The 20,645-nt window shown below is 57.6% G+C and carries 17 protein-coding genes; 6 read left to right on the top strand and 11 right to left on the bottom strand.

The annotated features are described in order from the left end of the window. Window positions 1–158: 158 nt before the first annotated feature. Window positions 159–800: a tetracycline resistance transcriptional repressor TetR gene (tetR, locus tag ACRAWE_RS07285; RefSeq protein ID WP_019455407.1), complete on the bottom strand. Its 642-nt coding sequence runs from the start codon at window positions 798–800 to the stop codon at window positions 159–161. Window positions 801–864: 64 nt separating this feature from the next. Between tetR and tet(41) the strand changes: the two genes are divergently transcribed. The 3 genes from tet(41) (at window position 865) to ACRAWE_RS07270 (ending at window position 4,605) form a co-directional block, all read left to right on the top strand. Continuing rightward, window positions 865–2,046 carry a tetracycline efflux MFS transporter Tet(41) gene (gene tet(41), locus ACRAWE_RS07280; RefSeq protein WP_432525173.1) on the top strand — a complete coding sequence of 394 codons (1,182 nt, stop codon included), beginning with the start codon at window positions 865–867 and terminating at the stop codon, window positions 2,044–2,046. A 257-nt stretch (window positions 2,047–2,303) separates the two neighbouring features. Further along, entirely contained in the window at window positions 2,304–3,038 is a 735-nt protein-coding gene (locus ACRAWE_RS07275) for a MurR/RpiR family transcriptional regulator (protein ID WP_063919502.1), read from the top strand. 130 nt (window positions 3,039–3,168) lie between these two features. After that, window positions 3,169–4,605 (top strand): 6-phospho-beta-glucosidase, encoded by a 1,437-nt coding sequence (locus tag ACRAWE_RS07270; protein ID WP_025159763.1) that lies wholly within the window; start codon window positions 3,169–3,171, stop codon window positions 4,603–4,605. Window positions 4,606–4,654: 49 nt separating this feature from the next. Here ACRAWE_RS07270 and ACRAWE_RS07265 read toward each other — a convergent pair whose 3' ends face one another. From ACRAWE_RS07265 to ACRAWE_RS07245, 5 genes are all read right to left on the bottom strand, one after another. Continuing rightward, a complete protein-coding gene (locus tag ACRAWE_RS07265; protein WP_019455411.1) occupies window positions 4,655–5,992 on the bottom strand; it encodes a D-serine ammonia-lyase in 1,338 nt (445 codons plus the stop codon). 108 nt (window positions 5,993–6,100) lie between these two features. After that, on the bottom strand, window positions 6,101–6,790 hold the full coding sequence (locus tag ACRAWE_RS07260; RefSeq protein WP_063919503.1) for a VIT1/CCC1 transporter family protein: 690 nt from the start codon (window positions 6,788–6,790) through the stop codon (window positions 6,101–6,103). A gap of 26 nt (window positions 6,791–6,816) precedes the next feature. Further along, window positions 6,817–7,290: a VOC family protein gene (locus ACRAWE_RS07255; protein ID WP_019455413.1), complete on the bottom strand. Its 474-nt coding sequence runs from the start codon at window positions 7,288–7,290 to the stop codon at window positions 6,817–6,819. 11 nt (window positions 7,291–7,301) lie between these two features. Continuing rightward, complete coding sequence (locus tag ACRAWE_RS07250; RefSeq protein ID WP_063919504.1) at window positions 7,302–7,652, bottom strand: DUF1428 domain-containing protein; 351 nt, start codon at window positions 7,650–7,652, stop codon at window positions 7,302–7,304. Window positions 7,653–7,755: 103 nt separating this feature from the next. Beyond that, window positions 7,756–9,198, bottom strand: coding sequence for a diguanylate cyclase (locus ACRAWE_RS07245; RefSeq protein ID WP_432525172.1), 1,443 nt, complete (start codon window positions 9,196–9,198; stop codon window positions 7,756–7,758). A gap of 385 nt (window positions 9,199–9,583) precedes the next feature. On the opposite strand from ACRAWE_RS07245, the gene ACRAWE_RS07240 reads away from it, so the two are divergent. After that, window positions 9,584–11,722 carry a TonB-dependent siderophore receptor gene (locus tag ACRAWE_RS07240; RefSeq protein ID WP_230328907.1) on the top strand — a complete coding sequence of 713 codons (2,139 nt, stop codon included), beginning with the start codon at window positions 9,584–9,586 and terminating at the stop codon, window positions 11,720–11,722. 50 nt (window positions 11,723–11,772) lie between these two features. Here the strand turns inward: ACRAWE_RS07240 and ACRAWE_RS07235 are convergent, their stop codons facing one another. The 4 genes from ACRAWE_RS07235 to ACRAWE_RS07220 form a co-directional block, all read right to left on the bottom strand. After that, a complete protein-coding gene (locus ACRAWE_RS07235; protein ID WP_074054168.1) occupies window positions 11,773–12,234 on the bottom strand; it encodes a GNAT family N-acetyltransferase in 462 nt (153 codons plus the stop codon). 300 nt (window positions 12,235–12,534) lie between these two features. Further along, complete coding sequence (locus ACRAWE_RS07230) at window positions 12,535–13,806, bottom strand: TcdA/TcdB catalytic glycosyltransferase domain-containing protein (RefSeq protein ID WP_432525171.1); 1,272 nt, start codon at window positions 13,804–13,806, stop codon at window positions 12,535–12,537. A gap of 372 nt (window positions 13,807–14,178) precedes the next feature. Then, a complete protein-coding gene (locus tag ACRAWE_RS07225) occupies window positions 14,179–14,469 on the bottom strand; it encodes a hypothetical protein (RefSeq protein ID WP_154746232.1) in 291 nt (96 codons plus the stop codon). Window positions 14,470–14,837: 368 nt separating this feature from the next. Then, window positions 14,838–15,659 carry an alpha/beta fold hydrolase gene (locus tag ACRAWE_RS07220; protein ID WP_211130655.1) on the bottom strand — a complete coding sequence of 274 codons (822 nt, stop codon included), beginning with the start codon at window positions 15,657–15,659 and terminating at the stop codon, window positions 14,838–14,840. Window positions 15,660–15,787: 128 nt separating this feature from the next. On the opposite strand from ACRAWE_RS07220, the gene ACRAWE_RS07215 reads away from it, so the two are divergent. Further along, the gene (locus ACRAWE_RS07215; RefSeq protein WP_230328910.1) at window positions 15,788–15,955 is read left to right on the top strand and encodes a hypothetical protein; all 168 of its coding nucleotides are present in this window, start codon (window positions 15,788–15,790) and stop codon (window positions 15,953–15,955) included. A gap of 48 nt (window positions 15,956–16,003) precedes the next feature. On the opposite strand, the gene ACRAWE_RS07210 is transcribed toward ACRAWE_RS07215, so the two are convergent. Beyond that, window positions 16,004–18,433 carry a DUF3772 domain-containing protein gene (locus ACRAWE_RS07210; protein WP_025159764.1) on the bottom strand — a complete coding sequence of 810 codons (2,430 nt, stop codon included), beginning with the start codon at window positions 18,431–18,433 and terminating at the stop codon, window positions 16,004–16,006. Window positions 18,434–18,883: 450 nt separating this feature from the next. Here ACRAWE_RS07210 and ACRAWE_RS07205 point away from each other — a divergent pair, with 450 nt between their 5' ends. Next, a complete protein-coding gene (locus ACRAWE_RS07205) occupies window positions 18,884–20,614 on the top strand; it encodes an ABC-F family ATP-binding cassette domain-containing protein (RefSeq protein WP_432525170.1) in 1,731 nt (576 codons plus the stop codon). Window positions 20,615–20,645: the final 31 nt, after the last annotated feature.

Raw genomic sequence — 20,645 nt, 5'->3', positions numbered from 1 at the left:
AATTAACGGATTTAATCCGTAGCATCGTTGCCATGAGCAGCCAGGCAAGATATTTATCATTATCGTCAAAAGACCTGATAATGTTAAGGGAATGTAGCCGTGACGGCTTTAACGAAAAGTGGGTATTTTCTATAAATTTCCTATAGATAAGCCCGGTTTTATGGTTGCCCGCCGTGATTATTGTCGTTCGTCAATCCGGCTTCGGCACCGTCGACCAGCAGCCTGACGCCCGCCTCGAACAGCCTGTCTGCGCCCTTCTCCTGCAATCCTTCCCAGCCTTCGCACAGCAGCGGGTAACGCCGACGGTCGGCCTCGTTCAGCGCGTCGTCAGGCTGCATTTGCTGTTCTTCCAGCACCCAGCCCACCACGAAGCGGCCAACGGCGAACAGCAGGTTAACCGCGCGTTCCGGCGTAAATCCCGCCCGGCACAACAGTGCCACCTTGGCCTCGATGATCGCGAACTGCGGTTCCTGCGGACGGGTGCCGGCATGCAGGCGCGCACCGTCGCGGTAAGCCAGCAACGCGCGGCGAAAGTTGACCGCATTGGCGGTGACCCAGGCTCGCCAGGGCATGTCAGCGGGCATCTCTTCACGGTGATCCAGCATGATGGTTTCCGCCATCGCCTTCAGCAGCTCGGCCTTGTTCTTGAAATGCCAATAAAGCGTGGGCGATTGTACGCCCAGATGTTGCGCCAGACGGCGGGTGCTCAGGGCGTCGATGCCGATGTCATTCAGCAGCTCCAGCGCCCCGCGCAGCACGGTTTCGCGCGTTAAACGCGCCGCGGTATTTTTTTCGCTCATCTCTCTATCACTGATAGGGTAACTGTGGAATACTCATTACTCTATCACTGTTAGAGTCACGATTTTGAAAAAACCTATGCTGGTTATTTTGTTGACGGTGCTGCTGGATGCGGTGGGCATCGGTCTGATCATGCCTATCCTGCCGGCGCTGTTGCGCTCGCTGGGCGGTCTCGATGCCGGCAGCGTGCATTACGGCGCTCTGTTGGCGGCCTATGCGTTGATGCAATTCCTGTTTTCACCAATCCTCGGCGCGCTGAGCGATCGTTTCGGCCGGCGCCCGGTGCTGTTGATTTCGCTCGCTGGCGCGGCGGCCGACTACCTGCTGATGGCGTTCGCGCCGACGCTGGCCTGGCTCTATCTGGGCCGGTTGCTGGCGGGCATCACCGGCGCCAACATGGCGGTCGCCACCGCCTATGTCACCGATATTACCCCTGCCGGCCAACGCGCGCGGCGTTTCGGCCTGGTGGGTGCCGTATTCGGCGTCGGCTTTATCGTCGGCCCGCTGCTCGGCGGCTCACTGGGCGAATGGCATCTGCATGCCCCCTTCCTGGCGGCGGCGGTGATGAACGCCATCAACCTGACGTTGGCGTTTTTCCTGTTGCCCGAATCGCGTAAACCCAGCTCCCGCACCGCCGAGAAAATCCGGCTTAATCCCTTTTCTTCATTGCGGCGATTGCACGGCAAGCCGGGCCTGCTGCCGCTGGCCGGCATTTACCTGATCATGGCGCTGGCCTCTCAGGCGCCGGCTACGCTGTGGATTTTATACGGTCAGGATCGCTTCGGCTGGAGCATGATGTTGGCGGGCCTGTCGCTGGCCGGTTACGGCGCCTGCCACGCGCTGTCGCAGGCCTTTGCCGTCGGCCCGCTGGTCGCACGGCTCGGCGAGCGCAAGGCGCTGCTGATCGGCCTGGCCGCCGACGCGCTGGGCATGCTGCTGCTGTCGATCGCCACGCGCGGCTGGGCACCGTTCGTCCTCCTGCCGTTGTTTGCAGCGGGCGGCATGGCGTTGCCCGCGCTGCAGGCGCTGATGGCGCACAAGGTGGACGACGATCATCAGGGCGAGCTGCAGGGGACGCTGTCCAGCATGGGCAGCCTGATCGGCGTCGCCGGGCCGCTGGTAGCGACGGCGCTGTACGCCGCCACGCGCGATGTCTGGCCCGGCCTGGTCTGGGCGCTGGCCGCCGCCCTGTATCTGCTGGCCCCGCCGCTGCTGGCACGTTCGCGCGCCAGGGATATGGCGCCGTAACTTTGCCAATCTTTAGCTTTGGAAAGCAAAAACCGGCATTTTGCCGCCGGAATAAGCTGGCCTATGCTGACACTGTGTGATGAAACGCGTTTTCATGGCATGTCTTCCGGAACGTTTTGCTTTAATTTGTTCGTCGTGAACTCTGGGCCGCCCCTGACTGGTGCGGCTTTTCTTTTGCTTCGGCAGTGCCAGCGGCGGTGAATTTTGCTATGTTAACCTGCAGATAAGCTTCCCGTTTCCAGCCGCCGGACCGACTCATGTTCACCCATAAAGCAATCGCCGAGCTCAACGCCCTGGAGCTGATGGTTTATAACTACGTCAGCAAACACAAAAATCAGGTGATGTACATGACCATCCGCGAGCTGGCGGAGGCCGCCGGCGTGTCCACCACCACCGTGCTGCGGTTTTGCAAAAAAATGGGCTGTGACGGCTATTCGGAATTTCGCATCCGTTTCAAACTGTACCTCGAGCAAAGCGACGCGCCGCCGATCGATTCCGGCATCGGCGAAATCCTCAGCTTTTTTAAAAGCGTCAGCAACGAAGAGTTTAATCAGCTGATCGATCAGGCGGTGCAGCATATCGCCGCCGCCGAGCGAATTATTTTCGTCGGCATCAGTACGTCAGGCGCATTGGGGAAATATGGCGCGCGTTTCTTCTCCAACGTCGGGAAATTCAGCACCCATATCGACGATCCTTATTATCCGGTCAACAGCGATATGTATAAAAACGCGGTGGCGATCATGCTGTCGGTCTCCGGCGAGACCGAAGAGATCCTGCGGTTGGCGAGCCAGTTCAGCCTGCACCACTGCAAAATCATCAGCATCACCAACAACGAAACCTCTTCACTGGCGCGGCTGGCGGACTTTAACCTCTCTTACCACGTTCCGCAGCATTTGATCGGCGGCCATCATAATATTACCACGCAGATCCCCGTGCTTTACATTATTGAAACCATCGGTAAACGGCTCGGGCATATTAATTCGGCAAAATAAAACAGGCTGTTTTTTTATTGTGACAAATCACTTTTCACGGTGATTTGTTATATCGTGACATTTCTTTCGGTATTGGTACTCTATTCTCAACGCAGCGTGATTACCCTTCATTAAATAAACCGATGAGACATTGACGATGAAACAGTTGCCGAAGGATTTTCTGTGGGGGGGCGCGGTCGCCGCGCACCAGGTTGAAGGCGGTTGGGATCGGGGCGGCAAAGGCCCAAGCATCGCCGACGTGCTGTCCGGCGGTTCGCACGGCGTCGATCGCGTGATGACCGACGGGGTGCTCGATGGCTACCGTTACCCCAACCATGAAGCGGTGGACTTCTACGGCCGCTACAAACAAGACGTGGCGCTGTTCGCCGAGATGGGGTTCAAATGCTTCCGCACCTCGATCGCCTGGACGCGCATCTTCCCGAACGGCGACGAAACGGCGCCGAACGAAGCCGGCCTGCAGTTTTACGACGATCTGTTCGATGAGCTGCTGAAATACGGCATCCAGCCGGTGATCACCCTGTCCCACTTCGAAATGCCTTACCATTTGGTTAAAACCTACGGCGGCTGGAAAAACCGCCGGGTGGTGGAGTTTTTCGTGCGCTTTAGCGAAGTGGTGATGCGCCGCTACCGCGAGAAGGTGAAGTACTGGATGACCTTCAACGAGATCAACAACCAGAGCAACTACCGCTACCCGCTGTTCGGCTACTGCTGTTCCGGCGTGGATTACACCCAGGAAGACAATCCGGAGCAGGCGCTGTATCAGGTGTTGCACCACCAGTTCGTCGCCAGCGCGCAGGTGGTCAAACTCGGCCATCAGATCAACCCGGAGTTCAAGATCGGCTGCATGCTGGCCTGCGTGCCGTTCTATCCTTATTCCTGCAAGCCGGACGACGTGATGTACGCCGTGGAGGCGATGCACCAGCGCTATCTGTACACCGACGTGCAGATGCGCGGCTACTACCCAAGCTATCTGCTGCGCGACTGGGAACGCAAAGGGCTGAAGATCGAGATGCAGCCGCAGGACGCCCAGATCCTGCGCGAGGGCTGCACCGACTACATCGGCTTCAGCTATTACATGAGCAACGCGCTGCAGGCCAACGCGGTGGAAGGCAGCGACGGCATGTTCGGTTTCCCGGGCAATGTGCCGAACCCGCACGTCAAGGCCTCCGACTGGGGTTGGCAGATCGATCCGGTCGGGCTGCGCTACTCGCTGAACGTATTGTATGAACGCTACCAGAAGCCGCTGTTTATCGTGGAAAACGGCTTCGGCGCCTTCGACAAGGTGGAAGCGGACGGCCAGATCAATGATGACTATCGCATCGACTATCTGCGCGCCCACATCGAAGAGATGAAAAAAGCGGTGATTGAAGACGGCGTGGATCTGATCGGCTACACCCCTTGGGGCTGCATCGACTGCGTGTCGTTCACCACCGGTGAGTACAGCAAACGCTACGGCTTTATCTACGTCGATAAACACGACGACGGCACCGGTACGCTTGAGCGCTCGCGCAAGAAGAGCTTCGACTGGTACCGCCGGGTCATCGCCAGCAACGGCGAACAGCTGTAACGGCGCGGCAGACGATCAGGGGCGATGTTCGCCCCTTTTTTATTGCGCCTTATTCCGCCGTCTGCCCGGCGGTGAGGTACTTCGCCATTTCCACCGGCGGCACCATGCCGCCGCCGGTCGCCCACACCAGATGCGTCGCCTGCGCCAGACTCTCCGCGCTCACGCCTTGCCCGCTCAGTGGTTGCGCATTGGCCGCCATGCGCCACGGCCCGGCCATGCCGGCCAGCGCGGACGGCTCCAACTGGATATGTTCGTGCCGATCCAACAACCCGAGCAACGCGAACATCTCCTCGTCGCTCAGGGTGTAAAACGCGCTCAGCAGGCGTTCCATCGCCCGGCCGACAAAGCCGGAGGCGCGCCCCACCGCCAATCCGTCCGCCGCTGTGCGGTTGTCGATGCCGAGATCTTGCACCGCAATCCCGTCATGCAGCCCGCTGTAAACCCCGAGCAGCATGCAGGGCGAATGGGTCGGCTCGGCGAAAACGCAGTGAACGTGATCGCCGAACGCCAGCTTGAGGCCAAACGCCACGCCGCCCGGCCCGCCGCCGACGCCGCACGGCAGATAAACGAACAGCGGATGCTGCGCGTCCACCACGATGCCCTGTTCGGCGAACTGCCGCTTCAGGCGGCCGCCGGCCACCGCATAACCGAGGAACAGGGTTTGCGAGTTTTCATCGTCGATAAAGAAACAACGCGGATCGTTCGCCGCCTGTTTGCGGCCCTGCTCCACCGCCACGCCGTAATCTTCGGCGTATTCCACCACCGTCACGCCGTTGTCGCGCAGCTTCTGCTTCTTCCACGCCCGCGCATCCGCCGACATGTGCACGCTGACGTCAAATCCCAGGCGGGCGCTGATGATGCCGATGGATAATCCCAGATTGCCCGTCGATCCGACGGCGATACGGTATTGGCTGAAGAACTGACGGAACTCGTCGGAAAACAACCGGGCGTAGTCATCACCGGTCTGCAGCAGCCCCGCCTCCAGCGCCAGCTTCTCCGCGTGCGTCAGCACTTCATAGATGCCGCCGCGCGCCTTGATTGAACCGGAGATCGGCAGATGACTGTCCTTTTTCAACAGCAGTTTCCCACCCAGAGTTTGCCCGTAGCGGCGATCCAGTGCCTGCTGCATGGCGGGGATCGCCACCAGTTCGGATTCGATGATCCCGCCAGTGGGCTGGGTTTCCGGGAAGGCCGCGGCGAGATATGGCGCAAAGCGCGCCAGGCGCTGCTCGGCTTCGACCACGTCGGCGGCGCTCAGCCCGACATGAGGCAGCCCTGCGGCCAGCGTGGTCGCACGCGGATTGAACCAGGTGATCGGCTCAAGAGCAACCATGCGTTGCAGCAGCGGATGCTGCGCGATCCACGGTTGAATCTGTGATTGGTGCATAAGTGTCCCTGACTGAGTTGGCATTGCCGTCACCATGCCGCGAACGCCGGCGGCTGACAAATGATAAATTCTGCTCTTGAGATGCAACAGATTGATGCAAACCCGGCGCTACCCGGCGGCGACGCCAAACAACATGCCGACGCCGGAGGAGACCGCCATCGCCAGGGCGCTCCAGATGAGGATGCGCGCGACGCCCGGCAAGATCGGCGCCCCGCCGGTTTTTGCGGCGATGCCGCCGAGCACGCCGAGGGAAATCAGCGCCGAGACCACCAGCGCCGGCCGCGTCCAGTCGAGCGGCGCCCACAGCGCCACCAGTAGCGGCAACAGCGCGCCGAGGGAGAAACTCAGCGCTGACGCTAACGCCGCCTGCAGCGGCCGAGCGCGCGTGGCGGAGGAAATGCCCAGCTCGTCGCGCGCATGCGCCTCCAGCGCATCGTGCGCCATCAGCTTTTCCGCTACCTGCCGGGCCAGCGCCGGATCCAGGCCGCGATGCACGTAGATTGACGTCAGTTCACGAAACTCCCCCGGGTAGTCTTCAAGCAGCTCCGCCTGCTCCTCAGCCAGAGCAGCCTTTTCGGTATCCGCCTGCGACGATACCGACACATACTCGCCGGTGGCCATCGACATCGCGCCCGCCACCCACCCGGCGACGCCGGCGATCATCAACGCGGAATGCGAGGCGCTGGCCGCCGCCACGCCCAGCAGCAGGCTGGCCGTTGAGACAATGCCGTCGTTGGCGCCGAGCACCGCCGCCCGCAGCCAGCCGATGCGCTCAATACTGTGCCGCTCTCGGTGCATCCGTTCTCTCCTTCTCGATCTTGCCGCTAGTCTCGCGCTGCCGCTTCCAGGCCGGCGATGTCGATTTTGCCCATCAATAGCATCGCTTCCGTCACCCGCCGCACGCGGGCGGCGTCAGGGTCGTTCATCAACTCCGTCAGACGCCGCGGCACAATCTGCCAGCACAGCCCCCAACGATCGCGCAGCCAACCGCACTGCTCCGCCTCGCCGCCTTCGCTCAGCGTATCCCACAGCCGGTCGACCTCCGCCTGATCGTCGCACTCCACCATCACGGAGAAACTGTGGTTGAACGGATCCAGCGGCCCGGCTTCGATCGCCGCGTAGCGCTGGTCGCCCAGGGTGAAGGAGGCCAGCTTCACGCTGCCGGCCGGGCCGCTCGGCGTATCCGCCGGCAGATCGGAAAACCAGTTCACGGACGAACCGGGAATCAGCGCGACATAGCAGTTCAGCGCCGCCTCCATGTCTTTTTCAAACCACAGATGTTGCGTAATTCTGGCCATCTGCGCCTCCTTCACTCATCAAGGATTGGCGCGAACCCGCCAAAGATCATGCGCTTGCCGTCAAACGGCATCTCGCCCAGCGCCTTCATGCGCGGATCGCTCATCATTTTCTCGTTGGCGGCGTCGCGCACCGCCTTGGAGGGATACTCGATCCAGCTGAACACCACCACTTCGCCTTCCTGCGCCTTCACCGCGCCGCGAAAGTCGGTCAGTTTGCCGTCGGGCACATCATCACCCCAACACTCCACGATGCGCGTGGCGCCAAACTCTTTGAACAATGGCACCGTTGCAGCCGCCAACCGGTGATACGCCTCCTTGTTGGCGGCCGGCACCGCCACCACAAACCCGTCGATGTATTTCATCCTGGCATCCTCTTGTCTGTTTAAGGACAGTCGGTTTAACGCAGGCGGAGTTGCCTGCACCCCCTACCAGTTTAGACGGCGGGGGCGCTGCGCGGATCGCAAGTTAGCGGCCGGGGGCCGGCGGCGGGTAAGACTCAGGCGTGGCGACCCGGTTGCGGCCGGCATTTTTTGCTTTGTATACCGCCAGATCCGCCAGTTTCAGCAGATCCGCCAGGCTATGGCCGGAACCGCCCGTACAGGTCACCATGCCGATGCTGACGGTGATCTGCAGCGGATGGCCGGCCGGCATGGTGATCGACTCCGCTTCGATGCGTTGCCGCAGCCGTTCGGCCAGCTGCAATCCCTGCTGAGGCTGGCCGAGCGTCGAGACGATGGCAAACTCTTCGCCACCCATGCGGCCAAACAGATCATTGACGCTCAGATCGGCGGCGATCGCGCGGGTAAAAGCCATCAGCGCCTGATCGCCTCCGGCGTGGCCGAAACGGTCATTAATCGATTTGAAATAGTCGATATCGAGCATCATGACGCAAACCAGCTCGCCTTTTTGGTCAATCACCCGTTCGCCGCGCTGCATAAACGCATTGCGCGTCAACACATGCGTCAAGGCGTCGTGATTCGCCACATGCTCCAGGGTGCGCAACAGCGCATTGCGCGCATAGTTCATGCTGGCGACGGCGATCGGCCCCAGCGCCAACAGCGCAATGCCCAAACGCATCGACACCGCGTTCTGCAACACCTTCATATCGAGCGTCGTGCTCAACAGCCCGAAATCGATCGCCAGATGGCACCACAGCACGTAAACCAGCACCGCGATCATGGTGCTGAACAGTGAAAAGGACATCGCCAGCCACAGCAGCACCGGCATTGGAAAGATCACCGCGCCGGGCCCGCCGATCAGCACGCTGCAAACCGCCGCCAGCGCCAGCAGCGCCAACACCGCAAGTTTTTGCCCCGCCTGCGGCCATTGGCTGCGCTGCATCAGCATGGCGCAAGCCGCGCGCAGGCGATGTCGCCAATCGATGGGAAACACCAGAATGAACGGCATCAGCGTGACGTAATTGGTGAATTCGGACGAGAACCACAGCGCCAGCGAGGTCAAATAGGGTCTGCCGAACAGCCACTGAGAGGCGACGGCGCCCGCCACGCCGGTGACGGCAGCGGCGGCCAGGCAGATGCCGAACAGATACATGCTGGAGGCGCCGCGCTGCAACATGCGCGCCGGTGGCGACAGCCGCATGAACAGCCAATACCCTGCCACCACGCCGGAAAGATTGGCGGCATTCAACAGCAGCGCCTTTTCCAGCGAACTGCCGGTCAACAGGTCCGCCGCCAGATAGCCCAGCACCGCCATGCCCCAGCCGGCGCAGGTGGCCCACTGCGGGCGGCGCACCAAAACGGCCAGCAGCACGGCGTTTACCGGCCAGAATATCGCCAGAAAGCTGCCGGGACGGCTCACGATACCCAGCAGGCACAGCGCAAACACCAGCAAAAAGATGAGGGTCGCGGGCCAGATTTTACGGGTATCGAACAACGGGATGGTTTGCATCTTGGATCCAGAGACTTTCGCTAGCGTAAAGTGACAGTCTTTTCGCGTCACAACCGTCGAACAAGGAGAACACACACGGCCGACCCGGCTATATTGCCAGTTTTGCCAGCGCGGGCATCTGTTTATTCATCAAGGGAAAATATATTTGTGTATCAATATATTGACGGCAACCAGCTACCAGACGCAGAAACTGCCGAAACGCTGCCGTCACCTCGATCTTTGTGGCCAATCCGGCGAATTTATACCGGCAAAACCGCCATGCTTTTCACTGATGGCAAAATAAAATCTTGCAATGCGCGAAGGGCGCCAACTTCCTCTATCTAATTTCATCAAATGATAATTATAATGATAATCGTTACTATTTATTATTTTACCATGGAATGATATGCGCCAGTCAGTTCTTCGCCACCCCTACAAAAGCAAAAAAAATCCCATTCTGCGTACGCTGCCCCTGTTTGCCGGCCTGTTTCCCGCCCTGACGATCGCCGCCGTGACCGACGCTAAATCGGAGGAGTCCATCACAGTAACCGCCGCCCCGCTGCCTGCCGGCAGCTATAGCGCCGATACCGCTTCGACCGGCAGCAAAACCGCAGCGCCGATCGCCGAGGTGCCGCAATCGATCAGCGTTGTCACCTCTCAGGTGATTGACGACTTCCAGGTCAAAAGCGTCAATGACGCGATGAAGTTCGTCAGCGGCGTCACCCAGGGCAACACACTCGGCGGCACCGAGGACGGCTTTGTCAAACGCGGTTTTGGGGTCAACTCCGACGGTTCGGTGTTCATCGACGGCGTACGCAGCAACCAGGGGTTGAGCATGGACGCCACCACCGAACGCGTCGAGGTGCTGAAAGGCTCCGCTTCACTGCTTTACGGTATCCTCAGCCCTGGCGGCATCATCAATCTGATCGGTAAAAAACCGCAGTATGACTGGAACACCCGCATCAGCGGCGCCACCAACAGCTTTGGCGGCGGCAGCGGCAGTGTCGATGTCACCGGCCCGCTGGGCGGCGGCTTCGCCTTTCGCCTGATCGCCGAACGTCAGCACGCGGATTACTGGCGCAACTTCGGCAGCGACGAACACACGCTGCTCGCCCCCTCGCTCAGTTGGTTCGGCGACAAAGCCTCCTTTAACATCGCCTACAGCGAATATAAATACGACATTCCTTACGATCGCGGCACCGCATTTATCGACGGTAAACCGGTCGATGTGCCCTACAACCGCCGGCTTGATGATTACGCCAACCGCGCCTGGGGCAAAAACAAACGCCTGAGCGCCCATTATGAATACGCGCTGGACCCGATCTGGACCACCCGCGTCAACTACGCGTGGCTGCAGCGCCGTTACGACAGTAACGAAGTGCGCGCCACCGCCGTCGATACCACGACCGGCATCGTTTCGCGCCGCGCCGACGCCAACCGAGGCTTTAATCACCAGACCCACTACTACTCGTGGGATCTGACCGGCTCGCCGGAGGTATTCGGCATGCAGCATGACCTGCTGCTGGGCGTGGACTACGAGAAAAACCAGACCTATAAGGCGTATTCCTATCGCGGCAAGGTGTCGAAGACCTTCAACATGTACGATCCGACGTATGGCGAAACGCCTGTCACTGACAGTACGACCTACAGCGACGCGGCGAGCAATCTGCGCGCCACGCTGTTCAGCCGCTCTCTGTACGCCAAGGACAGCATTCATCTCACCGAGCGATGGATCGCGGTGCTGGGCGCGCGCTATCAGTCGTATTATCAGAACAACAGCAACGGTTTCCGGCAGCCGAAAAATACGCTCAATGACAAAGATGACCAGTTCTTGCCGCAGGCGGGACTGGTGTATAAGTTGACGCCGAGCCTGTCGCTGTACGGCAACTACAGCCGTTCCTTCACGCCATCCACCGCCATCGACGACAATGGCAACGTCGCCACGCCGGAAACCGGCACCACTTATGAAGTGGGCGGCAAATGGCAAGTCACCCCGGCGTTTGACGCCACGCTGGCGCTCTATCGCATCGATGAAAGCAATATGTCGATCTTTATCAACGGCGTGACCCGCAGCATTCCCAAAGCGCGCTCCACCGGCGTCGAACTGGAGTTGAACGGCGAAGTGGCGCGCAACTGGGATCTCACCGCCAACTACAGCTACGACAAGACCGAAATCGTTGAAGACAATCTCAACCCGGCCAACGTCGGCAATCGGCTGGTCAACGCCCCGACCAATATGGGCGGCCTGTACCTCAGCCACCGCATGACGTTGCCGGTGGTGCCCGGCGAGGTGCGCGTTGGCGGCGGCGCACGCTACGTCGGCCGCCGCGCCGGCGATCCGGAGAACAGCTTCACCATGCCGGCCTATACCGTGGCGGATGCGTTTGTCGCCTGGGACAGCAAACTGTTGGGGAAACATACTCAGCTGAAGCTGAATGTGAAAAACCTGTTCAACCGCGAATATTATGCCTCCAGCGCCGGCAATTTACGCGTGATTGAGGGGGAACCGCGCAGCCTGAGCCTGCAGGCGACGGTCGATTTTTAACCTGCCGATTGTCGGGCGCCGTTTGGCGCCCGTATTCATTTCACCGGGTGTCAAAGCGCCTTGCGATACATCACAAATCCGGGACGATCCGCCACCTTGTCATACAGCAGCATCGCCGTCTGGTTGGTTTCATGGGTATTCCAATAGACGCGCGGCAACCCCAGCTGCTGCGCACGCTCGTAAACCGCCGCGATCAGCGCCCTCGCCACCCCTTTACCGCGCACCGCCTCTGCGGTGAACAGATCCTGTAGATAGCAGTTGGGCTGCAGCTGAATGGTGCTGCGGTGCAGAAGATAGTGCGTTAATCCAACCACCTGCCCCTGATGCTCGGCGACTAGCGCGTACATCGGCTCGTAGGCGTCGAAAAAACGCCGCCAGGTGGTTTGCGTCACCTCGTCCGGTAACGCCGTTGCCCCCTCCCGGCCGTAAAAGGCGTTATACCCCTGCCACAGCGCCAGCCAGGCGGCGTAATCCCGTTGTTCCAGCGATCTGACCACGATGCTTTCGCTCATGATGTCCTCTGCGATGATGTAAAAATGCCCGCCTCCAGCATAGAACAGCAAACGTCAACGCGCAGGCCACGGCGCCACATTGAGGTCTGCGGCCGGAGCCGTACATACTCGCAATCGGTGCATCCGCGGCAATGGGCACCACCCATTCAGAAAATATGTAGCGTCAAATGCCGAACAACAGCAATGCCCAGCCACGCTATTTCATTTTCTGACTGTCGAACGTTTCTTGACAAAACATCATCAGTATCCGTCATTTGAAAATAACATGCAAAACACAACGTACTTTACCATGCAATTTTATTATTTCCGCCATGCGGAATAAATTCCATCAGGAGTATCTATATTGTGTTGAAGTAATGCAATTCCATGAGCAGGGTTCTGCATATATTCCACGATGTAGGAAGGTTCTACTGAACTTTCAATTTTGAATATATCATAAGCCAGCCCCAATAAAACCTCTACAATCAATCCTGGCCCAGTCAAAGCCGAAGTTACACAATAATTTTTTGTTATTAATTCAGTTCTCCACGTTAGAAGCCTGCTCAGATAAAGCTCTGCTTCACCACCGGTATAACAACTGAATATACAGTCATTTCTTTCTAAGAATCGATATCTTTTCTTCATGACCATAAGGATTATTTTTATCGCCTTTGATCTTTTATGAGATGACATGAAGTTATTAAAATAGACGCCCTTTAATCTCTTGAGTGTGCCCAGAGCGAGCAGATTCTTATAAACATACATATTCCCTAATGATGGGATCATATCTAAAGAAAAATTAGAAATATCTTGTCTGATGAGTCTATTTATTGTTTCAAATCTGTCAGCATCCACACTCAACTCTTGTGCATCGAAATCAACCGCATCTTTAGTCAAAATACCATCTAAGCCAATCTTGTTTAAAATTAATTTTGTTTTAAACAGAAGAAATGAATCACTCTCTATGATTCTTTCTTTTTCTATATATTTATTAAGGCTGCAATATATATCATTAGTACATGGGAGTGTATCAATGTCTATATACACTCCTCCATATTGATAGATAATTAAAAGCCTAACAATGTCGCTTGCACTAGCAAGATTACATCTCAATATGATTTCGTAATAATAATATTTCATAAAATCATCAAGGTCAGCACAGAAAATATCCGCTATGTTCTTTTTTATAACGCCTCGTTTTTCGAACCATGAACATTTGATTTTTTTCTCCATCCTCTGATAGGGAATTTTATTCTTGTCTAAGAATTCAATAACCAGGTCATCAAATGTAAACCCTTCTTTTATCTTTGGGTATATATAATTAAAAGCAGAATTTTTTATTTCTAATTCAAGCTCTAACTTATCTTTAACTCTTTTTGTGTTGACGAAGTCAATTATGGCAGTATTGAGAAGTTTGCACAGTGAAGAATCGCTGTCGCACCAAAAAAACACATCCTTATCTTTGTTTGTTTTTTGCCATATTTCAATGTAATGCGCTTTTACTTCATTTAAATCACCAATCCATAAAAAATGCAGGACATTTGGAACTAATGATTTATCTATCGTTGACAACTTCATTTTCAACGCTATCATTTAGGCCTCCATGCAAAGTTAGTTATAATACCATTTGATTATCTTATTAGTTAACTGAAAAGATAGACTATGGCCATAATAATAATGCAAACAGAGCAAAATAATAGATTGCCTGAAAAATCCCTCAGTGAATCCAAGTAATCATTACTGCTTTTATTTAGTTTGATAATCGCATCGCTTTCGTTTTCAGCATCTACTTCAACATGATGCCTTCTGAATCCCTGTTGCTTCATATCCTTAATAACTTTTTGTGTGACCATTTCCTTTGTCATAACTATTGTCTTGTCACTTTTTATAAAGACAATATACCTATTCATCATGCCACCTATAAAGCACAGAATTTTACTTCTGTGCCAAGATTATATCTATTAATTAGCGCTTAGTACCTGACTCTCTGCTCTCTCTCGGCCCAGTACCATTTCCGCCGTAACCATTTCCTGCAGCCATTGAATTACCATTTCCCCAGAAGCCGTTAGCACCAGAACCACTTCCATATGGGCTATTTTGTGACAAGAATGATTGAAGCCCACGATCACCTCCGTTATTGTTGCCACTATTTGTAGAACCATAGCCACCGTTATCAGACGATCTTTTCCCACTACCGTCACGGTCCTGCCACCCACCAGATACGGCATCGAGTTGGCTACTTAAAATTTTTTTCATGAACTCTCTCCTTGAATTGTTCAGGTTTGCAACCATCAAAAATGGTTGAATTTCATACTATCCCTGTACGACCAGCAAAAAAAATTAAATGTCATTAAATTATGATGCTTGTCACATGGATTTTCACACCGCTATAGGAAATTAATCCAACGTTCATTTTCAGGAGTAAATAATCATCGACACCAAGAATAGTTCCCCCTAGCACTCATTGAATGCTTTAATATTCCACTAATTGATTCGTTGAATATTTTATTAATTTTTATCACATTTAACCACAGTTACAAACGCCGCAGAATCAATCGAAAAAATATCATTAAAATGGAAATCAGCGATTGGCTAGAATGGTTTATTTCCTATGCGATCGCTCTTCACTTGCCACTATTACCGAAAACACAGGCACCAGCGAGAAAATCCAGCAGCGCGCGGTTGAACAGCGCCGGCCGCTGCAGGGGCGCGAAGTGGCTGACGCCCGGCAGCGTCACCAGGCGAGCGCCGGGGATGCTGTGGCTCAGGTAGACGGCATGTTCGGCGCGGATAAACTCATCGTGTTCGCTGTGCACCACCGTCACCGGCACGCGAATAGCCGCCAGATCCTGCGCGGTATAGTTCGGCTGGCTGCTCATCATCAGGCTTACGGCGGCGACGAAGGGAGCGAAATCTTCCGGCGTCGGTGACAAGGCGGCATAGTCTTGCGCATGGCGCGCAAAGCAACGTTCGACGATCGGGCTGGACGACGGCGGTTTAACCCCGCTGGCGTCCATATTGCAGCCGAAGAAAAAAACGCCGGCCACCCGCTCGGGTGCCCGGTGGGCAGCGATGAGCGCGACGCAGGCACCGTCGCTCCAGCCCACCAACGCGGCACGCGGGATGCGCAGCGCCGTCATCACCGCCAACAGGTCATCGGCCATCCGATCGTAACGATACGGCCGTGCGTCGCGCGTGCTGCGCCCGTGGCCGCGGCTGTCGATGACCAGCACGTTATAGCCGGCAGCCAACAGCGCCGGCAGTTGATAGCCCCAGTTGCCGCTGTGGCCCAGGCCGCCGTGCAACAGGATCACCGTCGGTTCGGTGCCATAGGCGGCATACCAGATACGCGCGCCGTCATGCTCGATATCCCCCTGTCGGGCACCGGGCGGCAATGCCGGCGCGCCTTGCGCGGCAAAACGCGTTAAATCGTCGTCGGTTGGCATTTTTCCCCCTCGTTCGTCGACGTGGTGCGGCGAAACGGCATCAGAGGAGTATAGATCGCACCGTAAAGCGGTGCCGTTCGCTTTCCCGACATATACTTAAATCAGGAATCGCAATGGAGGACGGTGAGATGAAAAAGATAACGCTGGTGTTCTTGATGCTGATGTTGAGCGGTTGTATCGGCGGCGGCGGTGGCCCGTCGAATGCGCCGCCGGCGTCGCCGAATGAACCCTACACCTGCAGTAACTCCGGCGCCAACAGCGACTGCTCGCAATCGGTTGAGCCGTCAATGTATTAACCGCGTTCGGCGGGCCGTCGCTGAACGGCCCGCCGCCTTAACGTTGAACTACGAAGAGTGCTCCTCTTCGTTCGCCTGATACCGCGTCGCCTGCTGCTTCATGAATACCACCTCCTGCGGGCTGGACAGGCTCACTTCCTGGGCGCGCAGCAGCTTGAGGATGTTGAACAGCAGTTCGCTCTTGGTGGCGCCGACCATGCGCGGGCTCGGCACATAGCCGGTCACGCTCAGGATAATGCCGTCCGGCCCCAACTGACTGAAGCGCACATAAGGCGCCGGCGTCTCCAGAATGGTTTCGTACTCGTTATAGGCACTGAGCAAGATATTGCGCACCTGTTCCGGATCGATAGAGGTCGGGAACGTCAGCGCGATGGTCACCACCCCTTGCGCATTGCCCATGGTGGCGTTGCGCACGTTCTGCGAAATCAGCTGCGAGTTGGGCACGATCATGGTGGAGCGGTCGCTGAGCTGAATCTCGGTGGCGCGCACGTTGATGCGACGCACGTCGCCCTCCACGCCGCCGATGCCGATCATATCCCCCACCTTCACCGGGCGTTCGGTCAGCAGGATCAGGCCGGAAATAAAGTTCTTCACGATCTCCTGCAAGCCGAAACCGATACCGACCGACAGGGCGCTGACGATCCACGCCAGGTTGCTCCACTGAATGCCCAGCGCCGCCAGGGTGATCAGAATCACCAGCACATAGCCGATATTGCTGAACAGCGTCACCAGCGAGGCGCGAATGCCGACGTCCGAGATGGTCTTCGGCAGCAGTTCAGAACCCAACCAGCGCCGTACCGCGCGCAGAATGTAGATGCCGATCGCCAGGCAGATCACCGCGTTGAGCAGGTTGCCGGGCACGATGTTGAAACGCTGCAACCCTTCGCCGGTCAGGATGGAGACGATTTTCTCCATCAGCGTACCCGGCGTGGTGCTGCCGAACGAGCCGTTGAACAACGCGACGATCATCAACAGCAGCAGTGAACATTTGGCCAGCGCGGTGGTGATGATCGACATCTGCTCCAGGTGGCGATCCTTGAAGCTGAGCGTTTTCTTCAGCATCTTGCCGCTGACGGTCTGCGGCGAAAACAGCGCGGCGCAAAAGTCGGTGGCGAACAACACCATGAAGTAGAACGCCATCAGCACCAACACTACCCAAATCAGCTGGTAGGTCAGGAAGCGAGCGAAGGCGATGTAGCCGATCAGCAGTGAAAACAGGATCACCACCGAGCACACCAGGGTGACGATATGCACCAGCCCGCCGACCAGCGTGCGTTTTTCCAGGTGCGCGCCCTGCTGTTCCAGACGGCGGCGAATGCGCTGGCCGCGCAGCGGCGCCGCCAGCAGCACCATGCCGATCAGCCCCGCCACCAGACCGTTGCCGAAGATGGTGGTGGCCAATGAGGCGCTGACGACGTTGTTGATCAGCTCTACGGTGCCGAACGCCAGCGCCAGGCCGGCCAGCAGCGGCGAGAAGTAGCGCAGCCCGGCGGCCACTTCGTTATCCATGGAAGCCAGACGCCACGACGGACGATTCAGCGACAGCGCCGCGCGCCCCAGCCCGGCGATCATCGCGCAGAAGATCCCCAAACGGTTAAAGCCTTCGGCGAAATCTTCAAGCATCACCGGCAGCGGCTGCACGCGAACGAAGACGTAATACAGCAGGTTTAACGCGATCGAGGTGGTGAACACCGTCACCGCCACGGTGACGATAGCCATGAAGCTACGGCGCAGGCGTCCGTCAGGCAAGAAGCGAATGCTGACCCAGGCAAGGAAACGCTCGGAGAAATAACGTCCCCAGGACCAGACAATCACCGCCAGCGCCAGCAGCGCCAGCGTGCCGTAACGCCACTCCTCCTGCCAGCTGGCGTCCCAGGCCGCTTTCATCTCGGTGTTGAACTGATCCAGCCGCTGCACGTCATCCGCTGACGGCTGCACCACCGGCGCCCAGAACTTGATGCCCAGAATACTGCCGGTATTCAGCGCCAGTTGGGTTTTAAACGCTACCCGGCGCAGATCGCTGATCTGTTGCCCCAGGTCGAATGCGCTGGTCTTGATGGCCTGCGCGCGCTTTACCGCATCGTCGAGCTGTTTCTTGCTGTTGTTCAGCGCATTGCGCTGCTGGGCGACCGCTGGGGTTTCCGGCAGCGCGCCGGCGACCGGTGCCGGCCCCAGAACGTCCAGCTGCGCCTGCAGCTTTTCCTGCAGCGGCTGCAGATCGGTAGACAGTTTGTCCATGCCGGCGACCAGATCGTCGGTCGCCAACCGCAGCTTGCTGAGCTGGGTGTCGGTAGTGGCTTTGGAAACCAGCTGCTTCATGCTGTCGAGCTGCTTTTGCGCGGCTTTCAGCTGCGTGGCGGGATCGGGCGCGCTTTCGGCGGCGGGATCATCCTGGGTGGCGGCGACGGCGCCGAGCGGCGTGAGCTGCAAACCCAGCAGCAATAACAACAACAGCAGGAACGGGCGAGGCTTTAACATAAATTCAGTGCTCAGCATCATTATCTGATAGACAGACCAACAGGCGGCGGATGAACCGTCGCTTAACCATAAACGCTAATTATAATAGCTGCTTCATGTCGGCCGAAATACAGTAATTATTCCCATTGTGTGCCATGCGCCCCGGAGGTCTTTAGCCTGCTGATTATTCAGGCGCTTTTACACTGGCGGCGCGGCGCAAAGCGCTCTATACTCCAGCCACCGATTAACCTGCAACCAATAAAAGGAGACTTACTATGCTGACGTGTGAATTGGTTTTTCACTCACACTTCTTTGGTAATCGTCGCCGCTCAAGCATTACCGGTATCGTGCTGCGATAACCCAGCTTGAGCGAAGCTTACTAAAATCCAGGATCTTCCCTCCGGCTTACCGGGTTGTCGTCAGCGATGTTTGACGATAGGCATTGTCATGCCTGTAACTCTTGAGTAAGCAATGAGCACATTACTGTCTGCACAATCTGTCGGTTACGACAACGCGTTCGGCGTCCTGCTGAGCGAGATTTCCTTCAGCCTGAAAAAAGGCGATCGCATCGGTTTGATCGGCGATAACGGCTGCGGCAAAAGTACCCTGCTGCAAATCCTCAGCGGTGCCCTGCCCGCACACAGCGGAGCGGTGACGTTGTCACACCAATGCTTGATGGCACGCATCGAGCAGCACCTGCCGCCTGAGCTGCACGCCAGCACCCTGCTGGACGCGGTTCTGGCCCAGTTGCCTGCGAGCCAGCACCTCAGCGAACGCTGGCGCTGCGAAGCGCTGCTGGCCGAGATGGGGTTTGAACCAACGAGCTGGACGTTGAACGCCGGCACCCTCAGCGGCGGCCAGCATACCCGGCTGCTGTTGGCCCGCGCGCTGATCCGCCAGCCCGATCTGCTGCTGCTCGACGAACCCAGCAACCACCTGGATCTGCCCACGTTACTGTGGCTGGAACAGTTCTTGCGTAACTGGAACGGCAGTTTCGTGCTGGTGTCGCACGACCGCTATCTGCTCGACCAGGTGACCAACTGCACCTGGATCCTGCGCGACAAAACGCTGCAGTTCTTCCGCTTACCCTGCTCCGCTGCGCGCGCTGCGTTGGCGGAACAGGATGCCGCAGACGAGCACCGTCGCCAGGCCGAGCAAAAGGAGATCGAACGGGTAGAGAAAAGCGCCAAACGGCTGGCGGTCTGGGGCAAGGTCTACGACAACGAAGATCTGGCGCGCAAGGCCAAGCAAATGGAGAAGCGCGTCGATCGGTTGAAGGAAGAACAGACTACCCTGACCACCGGCAGCCCGTGGCGGCTGCGCCTGCAGGGGGAGGCGCTGGACGCCGATCGCCTGCTGGCGCTGCCACACTGGGCGGTGCGTCCGGCGCCGGATGCGCCGTTGCTGTTCAGCCTGGAACACCTGCGGGTGAAAAGCGGCGATCGCATCGCCATCGTCGGGCGCAACGGCTGCGGCAAATCGTCGCTGCTGCGTCTGCTGTGGCGCGAGTATCAGCAACAAACGCAGCGCCCGGCGCTGTTCCACCCGCGGGTGCGCATCGGTTATTACGATCAAAGCCTGCAGCAGTTGCGCGATGAGGACACGTTGAGCGACGCGCTGGCGCAGTTTGCGCCGTTGACCGAGGAGCAGCGAAAAATGGCGCTGATCGGCGCCGGTTTCCCTTACCTGCGCCACTCTCAGCAGATCCGTTCGCTGAGCGGCGGCGAGCGTTCGCGGTTGCTGTTCGTCGGCCTGACGTTGGCCAACCATTCGCTGCTGTTGCTGGATGAGCCCACCAACCATCTGGATATGGCGGGCAAAGAGGAGCTGGCGGAAACGCTGCGCCAGTTCCCCGGCGCCGTCATGCTGGTCACCCACGACCGGATGCTGATTGAACAGAGCTGCAACCGTTTTTGGCTGATCGACCAGCAAAAACTGACGGAGTGGCACGATCTGGCGCCGGTGTACCAGCGCCTGGCGGGCGAAACGCCGGCGCTGCCGACGGAGGACGAGGCCAACACAAACGCGCCGGCGCCAGACGCGCGGCTGGAAGGCGAAGAAGCGCTGTTGACCGCCTTGTTTGCCCTCGAAAGCAAGCTGGAGGCTGATCTGGCGCGTAAACCGAAGCACCAGAAACCGGAGCTTCAGGCGCGCTGGCGCCGCGAGATTGCCGACCTCACCGCCCGGCTGCAGCTGGGCTGACCCTGACAGGCCGCCCCGGCGGCCTGTTTTT

The sequence above is a fragment of the Serratia sp. BFP-2025 genome (assembly GCF_050880365.1).
GTDB lineage: Bacteria > Pseudomonadota > Gammaproteobacteria > Enterobacterales > Enterobacteriaceae > Serratia > Serratia surfactantfaciens.
The sequence above is the reverse complement of the archived record's forward strand: the minus strand, read 5'-3'. Positions and strand labels throughout refer to the sequence as shown.

Excerpts from the sequence above, each read along its gene's own strand:
- ACRAWE_RS07260 (WP_063919503.1), bottom strand. The coding sequence starts at position 6,790 with ATGCACCGAGAGCGGCACAGTATTGAGCGCATCGGCTGGCTGCGGGCG.
- ACRAWE_RS07255 (WP_019455413.1), bottom strand. The coding sequence starts at position 7,290 with ATGGCCAGAATTACGCAACATCTGTGGTTTGAAAAAGACATGGAGGCG.
- tetR (WP_019455407.1), bottom strand. The coding sequence starts at position 800 with ATGAGCGAAAAAAATACCGCGGCGCGTTTAACGCGCGAAACCGTGCTG.
- ACRAWE_RS07230 (WP_432525171.1), bottom strand. The coding sequence starts at position 13,806 with ATGATAGCGTTGAAAATGAAGTTGTCAACGATAGATAAATCATTAGTT.
- ACRAWE_RS07210 (WP_025159764.1), bottom strand. The coding sequence starts at position 18,433 with ATGTTAAAGCCTCGCCCGTTCCTGCTGTTGTTGTTATTGCTGCTGGGT.
- ACRAWE_RS07265 (WP_019455411.1), bottom strand. The coding sequence starts at position 5,992 with ATGCACCAATCACAGATTCAACCGTGGATCGCGCAGCATCCGCTGCTG.
- ACRAWE_RS07275 (WP_063919502.1), top strand. The coding sequence starts at position 2,304 with ATGTTCACCCATAAAGCAATCGCCGAGCTCAACGCCCTGGAGCTGATG.
- ACRAWE_RS07225 (WP_154746232.1), bottom strand. The coding sequence starts at position 14,469 with ATGAAAAAAATTTTAAGTAGCCAACTCGATGCCGTATCTGGTGGGTGG.
- ACRAWE_RS07215 (WP_230328910.1), top strand. The coding sequence starts at position 15,788 with ATGAAAAAGATAACGCTGGTGTTCTTGATGCTGATGTTGAGCGGTTGT.
- ACRAWE_RS07250 (WP_063919504.1), bottom strand. The coding sequence starts at position 7,652 with ATGAAATACATCGACGGGTTTGTGGTGGCGGTGCCGGCCGCCAACAAG.
- ACRAWE_RS07235 (WP_074054168.1), bottom strand. The coding sequence starts at position 12,234 with ATGAGCGAAAGCATCGTGGTCAGATCGCTGGAACAACGGGATTACGCC.
- ACRAWE_RS07220 (WP_211130655.1), bottom strand. The coding sequence starts at position 15,659 with ATGCCAACCGACGACGATTTAACGCGTTTTGCCGCGCAAGGCGCGCCG.
- ACRAWE_RS07240 (WP_230328907.1), top strand. The coding sequence starts at position 9,584 with ATGCGCCAGTCAGTTCTTCGCCACCCCTACAAAAGCAAAAAAAATCCC.
- ACRAWE_RS07245 (WP_432525172.1), bottom strand. The coding sequence starts at position 9,198 with ATGCAAACCATCCCGTTGTTCGATACCCGTAAAATCTGGCCCGCGACC.
- ACRAWE_RS07205 (WP_432525170.1), top strand. The coding sequence starts at position 18,884 with ATGAGCACATTACTGTCTGCACAATCTGTCGGTTACGACAACGCGTTC.